General features: G+C 54.2%; 14 protein-coding genes. 6 read left to right on the forward strand and 8 right to left on the reverse strand.

The annotated features are described in order from the left end of the window. The first annotated feature begins 266 nt into the window (after positions 1-266). The 6 genes from VMT71_14965 to VMT71_14990 all read left to right on the forward strand — a co-directional run bounded on the left by VMT71_14965 (position 267) and on the right by VMT71_14990 (position 5,877). Positions 267-1,517 (forward strand): MFS transporter, encoded by a 1,251-nt coding sequence (locus VMT71_14965; GenBank protein HVN25272.1) that lies wholly within the window; start codon positions 267-269, stop codon positions 1,515-1,517. Between the two features lie 65 nt (positions 1,518-1,582). Continuing rightward, positions 1,583-2,437 (forward strand): zinc metalloprotease HtpX, encoded by an 855-nt coding sequence (htpX, locus tag VMT71_14970; GenBank protein HVN25273.1) that lies wholly within the window; start codon positions 1,583-1,585, stop codon positions 2,435-2,437. After that, positions 2,391-3,701 carry a transcription antitermination factor NusB gene (locus VMT71_14975; GenBank protein HVN25274.1) on the forward strand — a complete coding sequence of 437 codons (1,311 nt, stop codon included), beginning with the start codon at positions 2,391-2,393 and terminating at the stop codon, positions 3,699-3,701. Before htpX ends, VMT71_14975 begins: the two co-directional genes overlap by 47 nt. Further along, complete coding sequence (locus VMT71_14980; protein HVN25275.1) at positions 3,698-4,399, forward strand: PASTA domain-containing protein; 702 nt, start codon at positions 3,698-3,700, stop codon at positions 4,397-4,399. Before VMT71_14975 ends, VMT71_14980 begins: the two co-directional genes overlap by 4 nt. A gap of 2 nt (positions 4,400-4,401) precedes the next feature. After that, the gene (rpe, locus tag VMT71_14985; protein HVN25276.1) at positions 4,402-5,067 is read left to right on the forward strand and encodes a ribulose-phosphate 3-epimerase; all 666 of its coding nucleotides are present in this window, start codon (positions 4,402-4,404) and stop codon (positions 5,065-5,067) included. Positions 5,068-5,232: 165 nt separating this feature from the next. After that, the gene (locus VMT71_14990; GenBank protein HVN25277.1) at positions 5,233-5,877 is read left to right on the forward strand and encodes a DUF3786 domain-containing protein; all 645 of its coding nucleotides are present in this window, start codon (positions 5,233-5,235) and stop codon (positions 5,875-5,877) included. Positions 5,878-5,909: 32 nt separating this feature from the next. On the opposite strand, the gene VMT71_14995 is transcribed toward VMT71_14990, so the two are convergent. The 8 genes from VMT71_14995 to VMT71_15030 all read right to left on the reverse strand — a co-directional run bounded on the left by VMT71_14995 (position 5,910) and on the right by VMT71_15030 (position 15,248). Then, the gene (locus VMT71_14995) at positions 5,910-7,133 is read right to left on the reverse strand and encodes an FAD-dependent oxidoreductase (GenBank protein HVN25278.1); all 1,224 of its coding nucleotides are present in this window, start codon (positions 7,131-7,133) and stop codon (positions 5,910-5,912) included. Positions 7,134-7,148: 15 nt separating this feature from the next. Continuing rightward, entirely contained in the window at positions 7,149-8,948 is a 1,800-nt protein-coding gene (locus VMT71_15000) for an aldehyde ferredoxin oxidoreductase family protein (GenBank protein ID HVN25279.1), read from the reverse strand. Position 8,949: 1 nt separating this feature from the next. Next, positions 8,950-9,429, reverse strand: coding sequence for a 4Fe-4S dicluster domain-containing protein (locus VMT71_15005; GenBank protein ID HVN25280.1), 480 nt, complete (start codon positions 9,427-9,429; stop codon positions 8,950-8,952). 176 nt (positions 9,430-9,605) lie between these two features. Next, positions 9,606-10,286: an ABC transporter ATP-binding protein gene (locus VMT71_15010; protein HVN25281.1), complete on the reverse strand. Its 681-nt coding sequence runs from the start codon at positions 10,284-10,286 to the stop codon at positions 9,606-9,608. Beyond that, positions 10,279-11,481 carry a lipoprotein-releasing ABC transporter permease subunit gene (locus VMT71_15015; protein ID HVN25282.1) on the reverse strand — a complete coding sequence of 401 codons (1,203 nt, stop codon included), beginning with the start codon at positions 11,479-11,481 and terminating at the stop codon, positions 10,279-10,281. Before VMT71_15015 ends, VMT71_15010 begins: the two co-directional genes overlap by 8 nt. Before the next feature lie 210 nt (positions 11,482-11,691). Next, positions 11,692-13,155, reverse strand: coding sequence for a lysine--tRNA ligase (lysS, locus tag VMT71_15020; GenBank protein ID HVN25283.1), 1,464 nt, complete (start codon positions 13,153-13,155; stop codon positions 11,692-11,694). Continuing rightward, the gene (gene rimO, locus VMT71_15025) at positions 13,139-14,443 is read right to left on the reverse strand and encodes a 30S ribosomal protein S12 methylthiotransferase RimO (GenBank protein ID HVN25284.1); all 1,305 of its coding nucleotides are present in this window, start codon (positions 14,441-14,443) and stop codon (positions 13,139-13,141) included. Before rimO ends, lysS begins: the two co-directional genes overlap by 17 nt. Further along, positions 14,433-15,248, reverse strand: coding sequence for a TIGR02757 family protein (locus VMT71_15030; protein HVN25285.1), 816 nt, complete (start codon positions 15,246-15,248; stop codon positions 14,433-14,435). Before VMT71_15030 ends, rimO begins: the two co-directional genes overlap by 11 nt.

Here is a 15,248-nt window from a genome sequence, read left to right on the forward strand (position 1 = left end):
CGTCAGAAAAAACATCGAAGAAAAGCTGGCTGACCTCGGCATCAAGCACACTGTTCTGCAGATGGAGTGCGCCGAGTGTGAAAAAGACGCCCTGTATTGCCAGATAGCGGCGGGCGAAGAACCGGAACATCACCACCATTAAGACAGGCTCAAGGATCAAGGATTCAAGGAGCTGACATCAAGACCTACAAGACGCACGTGCACAGGCCGTAAAGAATGCGCGCGGCTTACTGCTTACTGTTCGCTATACACCAGCCGATCCATTGATGAATAGACTCATCACCATCTTCGCTGTTCTATCCCTCCTCTTCATACTCTCAATGTTCTACCGCATCTCAAGCGGGATCATTGCCCCGAGCCTCATGACCGATCTCCACCTGTCGGCAGAGACCCTCGGCATATTGGGCGGTGCCTTCTTCTATTCCTTTGCATTGTTTCAGATTGTCCTGGGGCCGCTGCTGGATCGTGTCGGTCCGCGCTTCGTGATACTTTGCTGCTCTGTCGTCGGTGCCGGCGGCTCAATTCTCTTCTCCCAGGCTCAAGACTTCTTTGGGGCGACGCTCGGAAGAGTACTCATGGGAGTCGGTATGGCCGCCATGCTGATGGGTTCTTTCAAGGTGTTCACCCTCTATTTTCCCAGCAAGAGTTTCTCGACCCTGGCAGGCCTTTTCGTTTCCTTTGGCTATGTAGGCACGATGGCCGCCGCCTCTCCGCTGGCCTATGTGGCAGCGATGAGTGGCTGGAGGATCACTTTCGTCTGGACAGCAGCAGTCACGCTGCTGCTCGGCATAACGGCATTCCTCGTCTTGAACGTACGCAGGGAAACAGTACACAATCCTGTAACAGCCAACACGCAACTCCTGAATCTCCGCACGTCTACAAGGCTTATTCTCGGCTCTCTTTCTTTCTGGCAAATAGCCATAACTGCCTTCGTCCGCTACGGAACATTCGTGAGCCTGCAGGGAATGTGGCTTGGGCTATACCTCATGGACGCACGAGGCTTTTCACCCATCAAGGCAGGTAACGTGCTTATTTTCCTGTCGATAGGAAATGCGTGCGGCGGTCCCCTGGCAGGCGCTATTGTTGACAGGGCGCATTGTTCGGAAAAACAGGTGGCCTTCACAGGGCTCGTCCTCTACTGTTTCTTGCTTTTCTACCTCACCGCCGGGTGGAAGATGGAGAGCGAGTTTTCTTACGTGCTCCTTTCCTTCTGCCTCGGTTTTTTTCATGCAGCCGGCACGCTCCTGTATGCACACGCCAAGGAACTCTTTCCTCTCAGCATAGCGGGTACGGCTATGGCCTGGGTAAACTTCTGTATGACGCTGGGCAGCGCGGTGCTCACCACCCTCTTCGGCAAAATCGTAGCGCTCTTTCCCCGTACCGGCGGCTCCTACCCGGCAGCAGCCTACAAGACCTGCTTTCTCATCTGCTCGCTGGTCATGGCGGCAGGCCTCCTGTTCTACTCATTCTCCCGTTCGAAGGGTTGCAATGCCCTTGACAAAGCACTGCTAAAATAGATATACTAGTAATATTGAGTGGTTAAGAACAATCCTCAAAAGGAGCACTCAAGGGGAGATACCATATGAACCAAGCCAAGACATTTTTTCTGATGGTCATCCTTACGATCATTTTCGTGGCGCTTGGCAGCATGATAGGTGGAAAAAATGGCGCCATGCTGGCTTTTGCGGTTGCGCTGGTGATGAATTTCGTGAGCTACTGGTTCAGCGATCGGATCGTGCTTGCGATGTACCGGGCCCAGGAGGTCAGCGAAAGCGAAGCACCTGAGCTCTACGCACTGGTGGCATCGTTGTCGCAGAAGGCGTCTATCCCGATGCCGAGAGTCTATATCATAGAAGAGGACAGTCCTAACGCCTTTGCAACGGGTAGAGACCCGTCACATGCTGTAGTTGCTGTGACCACGGGAATTCTGAGGCTGCTCAACCGGACCGAACTGGAAGGTGTCCTCGGGCACGAACTCTCGCACGTGAAGCACCGCGACATACTGGTATCAACAGTGGCAGCTGCTATGGCAGGAGCCATCACCATGCTCGCCAACTGGGCAAGGTTCGCAGCCTTTTTCGGGGGAGGCCGGGATAGCGACGAAGAGGGAGGCGGTAACATATTCAGCGTGATCATTTTTTCGATGATTGCAGCTTTTGCAGCCATGCTCATCCAGTTGGCCATCTCCCGTTCGCGCGAGTACTACGCGGACGAGGGAGGAGCCGAGCTTTCCGGAAATCCTCTTTACCTGGCGAGTGCACTCCGTAAACTTCAGGCCGGTGTCGCCCGCGTGCCCATGCAGGACGCAAACCCCTCAACTGCCCACATGTTTATATTGAACCCCTTCAGTGCCAAGGGCGTGCTGGCCCTTTTCAGTACGCACCCTCCCATTGAAGAGCGCATCGAAAGATTGGAGGGAATGGCGCATAGACGCTGATTCCTACCTTATCCGATCTCTCTCGGTAGACATCATCCGGAAGGTCGAGGATGGGCGCCTGCTTGACGAGACCATAGACCGATCCTTCTCGCGCCTGGATGTTCGCGAACCTCTCAAGGCTCTGCTCTATGAGATAACCGCAGGTGTACTCCGCAGGAAGGGTTACCTGGACTGGGTCCTTTCCCACTACGTGCGAAGATCCCTCAAGCAGGATGTACGCTACATCCTGTGGACAGCTCTCTACCAGGCATTCTTCATGAGGAAGGGTGTTCATCACGTCGTGAACGAGACAGTCGAATACGTCAAAAAGGAGAAGGGTGCGGCTGTTGCCAACTTCGTGAATGCCGTTCTGCGAAAGGCCGCGAGAGAGGGCAGAGCCCTCGCCCTTCCCGAGGATCCGCTGTCACGGCTCTCCGTCGCCTACTCTTTTCCCGAATGGCTGGTGCGTCGCTGGGTGAAACAGCTCGGGGAACAGGGGACCAAGGCCTTGCTCACGACGATGAACAAAGCGCCTGAATTCAGCCTTCGCGTTGATGAGCGCAGGATAGCGCTGGATGCGGCTGTGCGGAAGATCGAAGGCGTGGGGCTCGTCTGCCGCCCGGGATCGCTGCTGCCCTCCGCAATAACAGTGGACAGGATCGGCCCCCTGCTTAACCATGAGCTTTTCAGGTCGCGCCTGGTGCACGTGCAGGACGAGGCTTCCCAGCTGGTCGGCCATGCCGTGGCAGCAGAGCCGGGTCAGCTCGTATTGGATGCGTGTGCGGGCATCGGCACGAAGACTGAGCAGATGCTGGAGCTCTTTCCCGACACGCGTCTCATAGCCATGGATCTCAGGACCGGAGCGTTAACGCAGGATAGACCACGGTTGGGCATCATCAGGGGCGATGCTTTGTACCCACCTTTCAAGGAACGGCTTTTTGACGCCATCCTGTTGGATGCGCCCTGCTCTTCTCTTGGCATCATCCGCAAGCATCCGGAAATAAAGTGGCGGAGAAAAGAAGAGGAGATAGCCCGCTACGGAAAGTACCAACGGGCCCTGCTCAACGCAGTCTGGCCGTGTCTGAAGCAGAAGGGTTACTGTATCTACAGTGTCTGCTCGTTTGAACCGGAAGAGACGCTGGACGTGCTCCGGAACTTTGCAGCTGATAAGCAGTTTATACTTGAAAATCCCCTACCCTTCCTGTTTAATAAGGAATATTTTCTTTCTCTGCCCCACGAAACAGGTGTTGATGGTTTCTTTATCGCAAGACTGAGGAAAGCATGAGCTGGCTCAAGACCTTCCTTTACTGCTGCGCCTTTGTAGCCGTCTTTGCGATCTCCAGCTACGTTGCGATGCGTCTTCTCATCCAGGAACAGGGCACGATCACCTGTCCTGATCTTGTGGGCAAAGAACTCTCCGACGCAAAGCGGCTTGCAGGCGACAGGGACCTTTCCGTGGTGGTCTCCCGATATGAAAAGCGAAAAGAAGTGCCCTACAACTACATCATCTCTCAAAGACCGGAGCCCAGCATGCCCGTAAGAAAAGGGCGGACTTTGCTGGTCGTCGTTTCTGAAGGCCCGCTGCTTGTTGATGTTCCTCTTCTCACCAACCATAACCTGACATATGCAGAGGAAACGCTCAAAGACAAAAGCCTCCCTCTGAAGAAGGTTATCAATGTTCCCAGTGGCAATGTGGGAACGGTCCTGGCCCAGTCGCCGGGCAGCGGCCGGAATATAGTTGACGATGAGGGCGTAACTCTCGTGCTGGGAACCAGGCAGAAGCGCTTCTACATCATGCCTGATCTCGTCGGGAGACCCGTGGCAGAAGTTATCAATGAACTGGAAACGAAACAGATCAAGTATAACGTGACCTACGTAGAGAGGCCCGGGAAACCTCAGAAGACCATCCTGGAGACGTCGATACCTCCCAAGATGCTCTTTGGAGAGGACGACACAGTGCAAATTTTAGCCGTTGGAGGATAGTCATGGCGGTACTGATAGCGCCCTCGATCCTGTCTGCTGATTTTCGCAAGCTGGAAGAGGAGATAAAGGCTGTAGAAGAAGCAGGAGCCGACCTGTTGCACGTTGACGTAATGGATGGCCACTTCGTTCCCAACATAACCATCGGACCCATGATAGCCGAGGCAGTGCGAAAAGCCACGACACTGCAGGTGGATGCACACCTCATGATCGACAATCCCGCAGCCTTTGTAGAAAGCTTTGCCCATGCCGGCGCGGATATTATCACTATCCATGCGGAAAGCGACAACCACCTCTTCAGAACAGTCGACGCAATAAAGTCTCTCGGCAAAAAAGCCGGCGTAGCACTCAATCCGTCAACGCCACTCTGGGCAGTGGAGTATCTCATTACCGAGATCGACCTTCTCCTCATCATGACGGTCAATCCTGGTTTTGGAGGCCAGAGTTATATAACCGCAATGAATGAGAAGATCAGGGCCGCATCGCGCATCATCGCCGAGTCGGGAAGGCAGATTATCCTCGCGGTCGACGGCGGCGTGAAGGCGAGCAACGCCCGGCAGGTGGCAGATCTAGGGGGCAGGCTCCTGGTGATGGGCACGGAAATATTCCACAGCGCAGATTACAAGCAGAAGATAAGAGAAGTGCGGGAAGAACTGAAAGGCGTGAAGTGACAACTCGTTACGAGTTACGAGTTCAGTGCCCACCGACACAACACATCCGAGGTTAGTATGCCCAAACAATTCGATTTACAACCAGTATCTGTGGGGCTCTTCGCAATGTTGTTGAACGCGTAACCCGGAACCCGTAACTCGCAACTTGTTTTCGTGGGATTCGGCATGCCACTGGAAAAACAGAAAACGTATAAGAAAGTTTTTGATCTTGCCTGCGAGGAACTGCGCGCCTCAGACCTCACGGCAACGTTCCGGCACGCACACGTTGAGTACACAACAGATGACGGACGCTACGAAATCGATGTACCCTTCTTCGAGGAACACATTATTATCCAAATCCCGGGTTTCTCGTTCCGAAGCTCAGCGGGAAGCAACGTGACGCTCGCCACGAAGATTCTTATCCTCCACTATCTCCTCAAAGCTTCGGGCGAACCTCTCCGGCAGGATAAAATACCCTACGAAGATGTTCCGGGTTGCAGGCCATATCTGCCCGTCTTTGAGCGCCGCGTGGTACATCCCTTACTTTCTGCGTTCGGGTACAACAGAGATCAATTCAGGTCTGCAGGAGAGAGTCTGGGGGCCGTTCCGGAATCTTTCGGCGATGTATCGTTTACGTTGAATGCATTGCCGATGATTCCCCTCACGTTTATTCTCTGGGAGGGAGATCAGGAATTTCCGCCTTCCCTCAAAGTCCTCTTTGATCCATCCATAGACACGTATCTACCCCTCGAAGATATAACGGTCCTCTCAAAACTTGCCGCCGTCCGCATCACCAAAGCAGCACGAAAGGCGTATAGTTCGGATTTATAAAACGTTCCTCGCCCGCTTCAGTTCCGGTCAGCTCACCGATAATCCATGGAGTGAAGCGTCCTGGCGTAGTTCTGTTGGTGATTGATGGCTGTTGAATCCGCAAGTTTTGCTCTTCGGCGAATCAAGCCGTAGTAAATGCCCGCATCATTTGTTTCGCCGATCATGCTGACCCCGATGACCCGCTCCTTTTTGTCAAGGAAGATTTTTCGGTATAGGCGCACATCCTCATACACATAACTGAGCGTCTGCGGCGCATCGTCTCCGGTATACCCCGCCACCGCAATATCGTGTCCGAAAATTTCAGTCGTGTTGTTTCGGAGGCTCCCCGCATAGCGGACACCAACGTTGAGCATGTTCATCGCGGCGATCTCGCCTTGCTCCACGGCCGTTATCCAGTTACCCTGCACCACCTTTCCGCCCGTGACAAAATCCACCCCTTGGGCATTGTCGCCGGCAGCCCAGATGCCTTCCACGGTAGTCCTGCAGTACTCATCGATGATTATACCCCTGTCAACGCTGCAGCCTGCCTTCCGTGCCAGTTCAACATTGGGCGTTACTCCCTTGCCGACAAGAACAACGTCACTCTTCACTACGGCTCCCGAAGCAAGTCGCACAGCGAGCCTTTCCGTCCCCTGCACGTCAGAGATATCGTCCTTCTTGTAGATGGCTATTCCCTGCTGTTTCATGCGCTCTTCCAGTATGAGAGAGCCTTCCGCGTCCAGTACGCGGCTGAGTATGCGGCCGGAAGAAACAACCAAAGATTTTTCTACCCCGGGAGCCAGGTGCGATAAGGTCGGCAGCGTTACCAATCCGGCACCAAGGCCGACGACGCTTGCTGCGTTCTGGAACAGAGCCCGGAGCCTGTCTGCATCCCGGAGGTGGCGCAGTCCGAGGACGCGTTCATGCCTGATACCGATCTCCTTCGACTCGGCTCCTGTAGCTATCAGGAGGTTCCGGTAAGAAAGGCCGGTCGCGTCATCAAGCAGCACCTGTCTTTTCCCGCCATCCACAGAAACCGCATTCTTGCCGAAAAAAGTGTCGACACCGAGATCACCATAGAACGCCATGGCAACGAGGAAGAGGTTCTTTCGGGAGGTGTCCCCGCCGATGTAATACGGCGTGAGCACGCGCGAATAGGCGGGCACATCCTCCCGGTCGATGAGTGCAATTGATACGTCCCGGTTCAGCCTCCTCAAGGTCTTCAGTACAGTCAGTCCCGCTGCACTGTTTCCGATGATGATGATGTCGTACGTCACATCCAACCCTTTATGCTATGCGATTTCAAGTTCCCTGAGCTTTTCCTCCGAGGGCGTGCCGCCAGGATCCCAGCCCCGTACTGAGTAATATTCCGGAAGCGTCTCCGAAAGCCTCGCCACGGATTTGTGGGGTCCTACAGCCGGTTCCTTCAGTATTCTGTCCGGGAGCGTGTCCTCGGACGGTCTGATACCAGCCCGCAGGTTAAAGAGTCTCTCCAGGTTCCAGATCCTCTCCCCGCAAAGCAGGATGTCGGCGGTGCTGTGATTCGATCCACATGCCGCGTTGAGTAGATCCTTCAGTTGATCCGCCCCGAGGGCAAATGTGGTGAAGAGGCATACCCCTGCCGAATCGAATGCTGCGGTGAGATCCTGGAATGCCTTAACCCATGCGGCTTTTCCCTCGGTAGCCAGCGGGTCCAGCTTTTGAGGCACACCAAGGATTTCCGGTGATGTCAGGTAACCGCGGACATGGCAGGCACCCCGGTTGCTCGTCGCATACTCCAGGGCCATCCCCTGCGCGACCCTGCCATCGTAAGCAGGGAATTCCTGTCTCTTCACGGTCATCGAAAATTCAGGATGTTCGTAAGCCTGGGCCAGCCTTTGAGAACCAAGGGCGAGCTTGTCCCCGAATCCTTCTCGTTTCCCGATCTTTTCCATCATGGCGACCAGGGCTTTTGCATCTCCGAACTCAAGCGGCATATCCACATCCTTCTCCGGTATAAGTCCCTTCTCGTACATTTCCATGGCACACGCGAGAGTACCGCCTGCGCTGATGGGGTCAAAGCCGAATTCATTGCAGATATGATTGGCAGTGACCACAGCACCCAGATCATTTACGCCGCAGTCTGCGCCGAGCGCCCATATGCTCTCGTACTCGGGCCCTTCGCTGATCGTGGCGTACCGCGGGTCAGGAACCCGGCTCACGCGGCCGCACCCGATGGTGCAGCACATGCACCCCTTGTTTCTCTTGAGGAAGGTCTTCGCAAGCGTTTCTCCTGAGATGTCCTCCGCGCCGTCAAAGGTATCCAGCATGAAATTTTTCGTCGGCAGCAGGCCACTCGCATTGATGACATTGACAAGCACTGCCGTGCCGAAGGCAGGCAACCCTTTGCCCGTCACAGGATTTGCCTTGATCTGGTGGTACGCGTCCAGCGCGACCTTCCTGTACTCTTCCCTGTTATTCACCTTCACGCCACCCGTGCCTCGCACCGCAACGGCTTTCAGGTTCTTACTTCCCATGACCGCGCCCACACCGCTTCTTCCGGCAGCCCTGCCCTTATCGTTCATGACGCAGGCAAAATTGACCAGGTTTTCGCCCGCCGGGCCTATGCAGGCAATCTTCGCATCGCCGTGAAACTCGGATTGAATGAGTTCCTCTGTCTTGAATGTCAACTTGCCCCACAGGTGGGATGCGCCCCTGATCTGTACAGTGTCATCGTAGATCGCGAGGTACACTGGCTTTTCGGCCCTGCCTTCTATGATCACCATATCATAGCCCGCGCACTTTAACTCGGTCCCGAAATGGCCGCCCGAGTTTGAGGAGCCAATGGTGCCCGTCAGGGGAGCTTTGGTGACCACCATGTAGCGGCCATTCGCCACGCCGACGGTGCCTGTCAGCGGACCTGTCACAAAAATAAGTTTGTTGCCGGGAGACAAGGGATCGATTTTAGGATCTATCTCCTCTGCAAGGTACTTTGTGGCCAGGCCCCTGCCGCCGATGAACTTCCTGGCCCATTCGTACTTCAAGCCCTCGGTTTTCCAGGAGCCATCCGTAAGGTTTACACGCAGTACTTTTCCTGTCCATCCCCCTGCCATATCACACCTCCATCCTTCCCTCTTTCACCGCGGTCGCAAATCTCTTGATCTTTGCCCGCAGCGGCGTATCCTCCGTGGCGAACGTGAGGCACTGTGTAGGGCAGAAGGTGACACATTCAGGAAAATCAGTACCGCACAAGTTGCACTTGTCCGCCTTCTGTTTCCATGCAGCATACTTGATCATGCCAAAAGGACAGGCGCTCACGCAGGTGCGACACCCGACGCATTTGTCCTCATCCACACTGACCACGCCCGTTTCACCATTTTTGGCAATGGCATTGCTCGGGCAGGCCTTTACACACCAGGGTTCGTCGCACTGCATGCACGTGACGGTTATGTAGGCTGCCTCTTCAGGAAATATCTCGTTGACTATGCGGGCCTTCGTAGGTGCGAATTCCCCTGCGTGCTTGAATGAGCAGGAAAGCTCACACGACTTGCACCCGATACACTTGCTCGGCTCCACTCTGATCATCTTTTGCATGGTGCACCTCCTTCACCTCTTCCTAACTGCCATCCTAGGGTAAGTGAGACAATTTGTCAACATCGTGAAATGCGCCCGGTGCCACGAAGACAACAGAATCATGTCATAGACATGCCCGGGGGTGAATGCACAGAGTGACGAGGATGATAATTACAGGAAAAGATCGGCCGGTCCCTTTATAACGAGGAGAGCTCTCCGTCTACCATCTGCAACCGGCGCTGCCCCAGCATCCCGATTTCGGGATCGTGAGTCACAAGTACCAGAGCGGCCGACAACTGTTCGCGAACAGAGAGAATGTAACTGAGCACTTCCCTCCCTGTCTTCCGGTCCAGATTGCCCGTGGGTTCGTCGGCAAGAATAAGCTCCGGCTTGTTTATCAACGCCCTTGCTATGGCTACGCGCTGCTGCTCTCCTCCGGATAGCTCGCCCGGCCTGTGGGTTGCTCTCTCCTCAAGCCCCATAATGCCGAGAAATTCCTGCGCGGATGAGAGGGCATCTTCCGGCTTCACTCCTTTGATCCAAAGGGGCATCATGATGTTCTCCAGGACAGTGAAATCCTGCAGAAGATGGTAGAACTGAAAAACAAATCCTATTCTTTTATTTCTGAAATCGCTCTGCTCCTGTTCTCCATGCAAAGAGATAGCGGTTCCCCTGTAAAGTATCTCGCCTTCTGTCGGCGTATCGAGGGAGCCGAGTATATGAAGGAATGTACTTTTCCCGGCGCCCGACGGACCCATGATCGTGATAAAGTCGCCCGCCCGTACATCAAGGTCAATCCCTTTCAACACGTGCAAGCTTCCCCCATCTTTGTCATATTTCTTCTTAATGCCCTTCGCGGAGAGAATCAGATCACTCATAGCGCAACGTCTCCACCGGATCTATCTTGGTAGCCTTGTACGAAGGATAGAGCGTGGAAAGGAGGCAGATCACGATAGTCACAGATGCAATCAGAAGAACGTCTGTCACGCTGATCTTCATCGGCAGGACGTTGATGGTGTAGACCTCCTGGGAAAGCTTTATGATGTGGAGCCAGTTCTGGATCACGCACATGAGGTAGCCGATTATGGAGCCCGCCAGCGCCCCGAAGGCTCCTATGGTGAGGCCCTCGGCCATGAAGATCTTCATGACACTTCTGTTTCTGGCGCCCATTGCCTTAAGAATAGCGATGTCTTTCTTCTTTTCCATGACGGTCATGACGAGCGAGCTGATGATGTTGAAGCTCGCCACCAGAATGATAAGCACCAGAATGACGAACATGGCTATTTTCTCCAGCTTGAGCGCTGAAAAAAGGTTCCTGTTCATCTCGATCCACGTGCGGACGATGTACCTCGGGCCCAGCTTTCGTGCCAGAGCGCTCCGCACCGCAGGTGCCTCATACACATCGTTGAGCTTCACCTCCACACCGCTCACGCCCGCTCCCAGCAGAGCCTGCACATCGTTAAGAGACATGACCGCAAGCATACTGTCTATATCGTACATCCCTGTTTGGAATATCCCTCCGACACGGAGACGGATGGTCTCAGGTGTTGCACCCATGGGGGAAATTCCACCGAACGGCACAAGCAATGTAAAGACGTCGCCCACTCTCAGGCCCAGTTCCCGCGCCAGCTCCTTGGCCACCAGGATGCTTCCCTTCTCATTCAGCGACTCTATACTGCCCTCTTTGACGAGGTGGTTCAAAAAGGACAGGTCCTTGGGATTCATACCCTTCACAACCACGCCCGATACCCGCTGCGGTCCCTGCGCCAGGCCCTGGAACGTCGTGAAAGGAAAAGCGGCAGCGACACCGGGTGTGCTCTTCGCTGCCTCAACTATCGCATCCGGATTAGTGATCGGGCCGTTGAGCACATCGCTGATAAGCATGTGAGGATTCACTCCCAGTATGCGGTCCCTGATCTCGTCCTGAAATCCGGTCATGACGGCAATCACAACGATAAGCGCCATTACCCCGATCGCGATGCCAACTGCCGCAGCCCAGTTGGTGAAGGATATAAACTTCTCCTTCCGCTTGGAGCGCAGATACCTGAGTGCGATCATTGATTCGTATTTCATAGTCTATCCCTGGGGCTCGCGTCGCCCCCTCCGGCGGCAAAGCCGCCGGATCCTCCCCCTCTCGCTCGCGGTGCTCGCTAGATAGATTCCCTACAGGCGGCGACCTTTATTGACGCCTTTGTGTTCGAGCGCTTCCGTCCTCCGTGTCTCCTTGTTTACACCTTCCTGGCACAAAACGCGGACGTCCTAGCACAGCGGTCGATCCTTGCTTCATGGCCGCAGCAGCGGAAAGAGTATCACTTCCCTGATTGAGTGGCTGTCGGTCAAAAGCATGGTCAGCCTGTCGATGCCGATTCCCTCTCCGGCTGTCGGCGGCAATCCGTACTCAAGCGCCATCAGGTAGTCTTCGTCCATGGAGGCGCCTTCCTCTTTCTCTTTCAGCTGCTCCGCAAATCTAGCCCGCTGGTCCTCAGGGTCATTCAATTCATTGAATCCGTTTGCGATCTCCATGCCACAGATGTAGAGCTCGAACCGCTCGACGAAATCCGGCCGATCTTTACACCTCTTCGCCAGCGGCGAGACCTCCACGGGATAGTCCGTGATGAACGTGGGCCGCTGGAGCTTTTCTTCGCATAGCTTTTCGAACAACTCGGTGATTACTTTCCCTTTGGGAGCATTCTCCAGCCCCTCTATTCCCAAGGCCTTTGCGCGGCTTCTCAGAGAACCAAGATCACCATCGGCGCTTATATCAACACCGCCAAACTCAGCCAGCGCTTCCCTCATAGTGATCCTGCGCCACGGTCTGGAAAAATCAATCTCCTGTTCATTATATACGACTTTATGCTGCCCACAAAGATCCTCCACCAATAACGAGACCATTTCCTCGGTGAGATCCATCAAGTCCTCATAGGTCACATAGGCCTGGTAGAACTCAAGCATGGTGAACTCGGGATTATGGCGCACGGATATGCCCTCGTTCCTGAAATTTCTGTTGATCTCGAAGACCCGCTCGAGGCCGCCGACAATCAGTCTTTTCAAGTACAGCTCAGGTGCAACACGCAGATAGAGATCGAGCCCGAGTGCATTGTGGTGCGTGATGAAAGGCTTGGCTACCGCGCCTCCCGGGATGATCTGCATCATGGGCGTTTCCACTTCGACAAAGTCCCGCCCTGTGAAAAATTTTCGTATGAATTCGATTATCCGCGCTCTCTTGACAAAGACCTCCCTCACCTTCTCATTGACGATGAGATCAACATACCTATGACGGTATCGTTCTTCCACATCCTTCAATCCGTGCCATTTTTCAGGCAGTGGACGCATCGACTTGGTGAGGAGAAGGATCTTCTCGGCAAGTATCGTCAACTCACCCGTTTTTGTTTTGAATATTCTCCCTTCGACACCGATGATATCGCCGGTGTCAAACTTCTTGAAGGAGGTGTACTCAGGCTCTTTGAGGATATCCTTGCGCACGTACACCTGGATGCGCCCCTTGCGATCCTGAATATGGAGAAAGGTGCTCTTCCCGAAATCGCGGAAAGCCATGATTCTGCCCGCGGCAGACACGCGCACATCCTTCCCTTCCAGCTCTGCCGCATCGAGTGTGCCGAATTCCCGTTGCATCTCAGCGCTGTCCATGTTTGGCCATCGCACCTGAGGATATGGTTCAATGCCTGCGCTTTTCAGGCTTTCCGCTTTCTCTTTTCTCACCGCAAGCAGGTCATGTATCGGTTCCATTGCTTCCTCCCAACCGGATAATCACATCGTAATCGAGCGTCTCAGCTATTATGCCTTCTCTTATCTCGCCGACCCTGCACTCTCCCTGGATAAACGCGAGACCGTCCACATCAGGAGCCTGCTGCACGATACGGCCTATCTTCCTTTCTCCTTCTTGTGACTCCACTATAACCTTTGCACGCGTTCCTTTCAAACGCTTTAACCGCTCCTTCGATATTTCCTTCTGCAGCTCCATGACCTTCTGGAAACGCGCCCGCTTCACCCCTTTCCTCAAGTGCCCTTTGAGCCGCGCAGCGGGTGTGCCCTCTTCTTTTGAATAGATGAAAGCACCCAGGTTGTCGAAACGCCATGTGCCGAGAAAATCGCAGAGACGTGCAAACTCCTCTTCAGTCTCTCCGGGGAACCCGACTATCACGGTTGTCCGCAGTACTGCATCGGGTACGCGACCACGTATCTTCGTGACGAGACTTTCAAGATCCTGTTTTGTGTAGCCTCTTCCCATAAGGCTCAAGACTCGATCTTCCGAGTGCTGTATAGGGACGTCAAAGTACTTGATGACTCGTTCCTCGCTGGCGATGAGATCGATCAACTCCTCATCCAGTCCCCTGGGATGCATGTAAAGCAGCCTCAGGAGATAATCTCCCTTCACGGCGAGGAGCTTGCGCAGCAGCCCCTTGATGTCATCGCCGGTATCTCCATCGCGTTCTTTCCCGAAAGAGGTGGTGTCTTGCCCCACGATCGTAAATTCTTTGAAGCCGCGCGAAAGCAGAGCTTCGAACTCCGCACGCACCTCATCACTGCCCCTGCTCACAAGAGGGCCCCTGATGCACGGTATGGTGCAGTAGGTGCAGCGGTTGCGGCATCCTTCCTGTATTTTCAGGTACGTTGAGGGTGGCTGCGTCAAGACCCTGCGCGGGTAGGTCTCACAAAACAGCTTCTCCGAAGTGAAGCACCCCTTGCCCTCAATCAGTCGCTCGAACTCCCCGTAACAGCCGCGGCCCACAAAGAGATCAACCTCGGGGAGCAGTTCCGGCAGCTCTTTTCCGTAACGCTCCACCAGGCAGCCGGTTACTACCAGTCTCCTCTTGGCGCCCTCTTCTGCGCTTGCGGCCTGGATTATTGTTTCGATCGACTCCTTTGCCGCATCCTCAATGAAGGCACAGGTGTTGACAATCACCAATTCGCCATCGTCGGAGAGTTCATACCCCTTCTCGGCGAGCACGTGCGCCAGGTACTCGGAATCAACCAGATTCTTGGGGCAGCCAAGACTAACCATCTTAAATTTCATAGACTCTGCACCTCTCCGCGCAACCCTTGCCCTTGCTCCCTGTGCAGCCTGCCTCGATACCCACCATGTGACAGAGAAAGAAATCGTACTTCAGGGGATCCGCCGGAGAATGCTTCCGCAAGGCGGCTGTTATGTCGCATGCCGCCTTCCACGACTGTGTCCGTGAACTGGTCCAGCCGAGACACCTGCCGATCTTGTACAGATGAGTATCGAGAGGAATGATCAGGTCTTTCCTCTCGATAAAGGGCCAGATGCCGATATCAATCGCGTCCTTTCTTACCATCCAGCGAAGATACAGGTTCCACCGCTTCAGAGGGTTTGTTGGCGAACGCTTCGGGAAGAAGAAGATGAGACGATCAGGGTCCTGATTGAAATAACGTTCCCTGGCGCTCCAGAGTGCCTCTCTGATATCACCCTTATATTCTGCTTTAAACATTGCACCTATCGACCCGTAATCGTTAATTATTCTACGTACCGTCTCAAAGAGATCGATAATCTCTTCCCCTTTTTGAAAACGATAGTAGAGTCGGTTCACAGAGGAAAAGTCACCCTTTCGTACGAAGGCGTAGGGGCTTTCGCCCATCGCGTCAAAGAGACGTGCCATGAACTGTTTCATAGCCTTGATGTTGCCATACGCAAATTGAGAGGCCATGAAGCCGGCAATCTCCTGATCCAGGACCTTCTTGTACTTATGCACAAAGACAACAGGGTCCTGCTCTATCGCGCCTGCAATCTTCGCTTTTTCTTTGTCGTAGACGTCCCGTAGGATGATAAGCTTCTTCCCTCTGCTACAGTTTTTGTTCAA

This window comes from Syntrophorhabdales bacterium, assembly GCA_035541455.1.
Taxonomy (GTDB): Bacteria; Desulfobacterota; Syntrophorhabdia; order Syntrophorhabdales; family WCHB1-27; genus JADGQN01.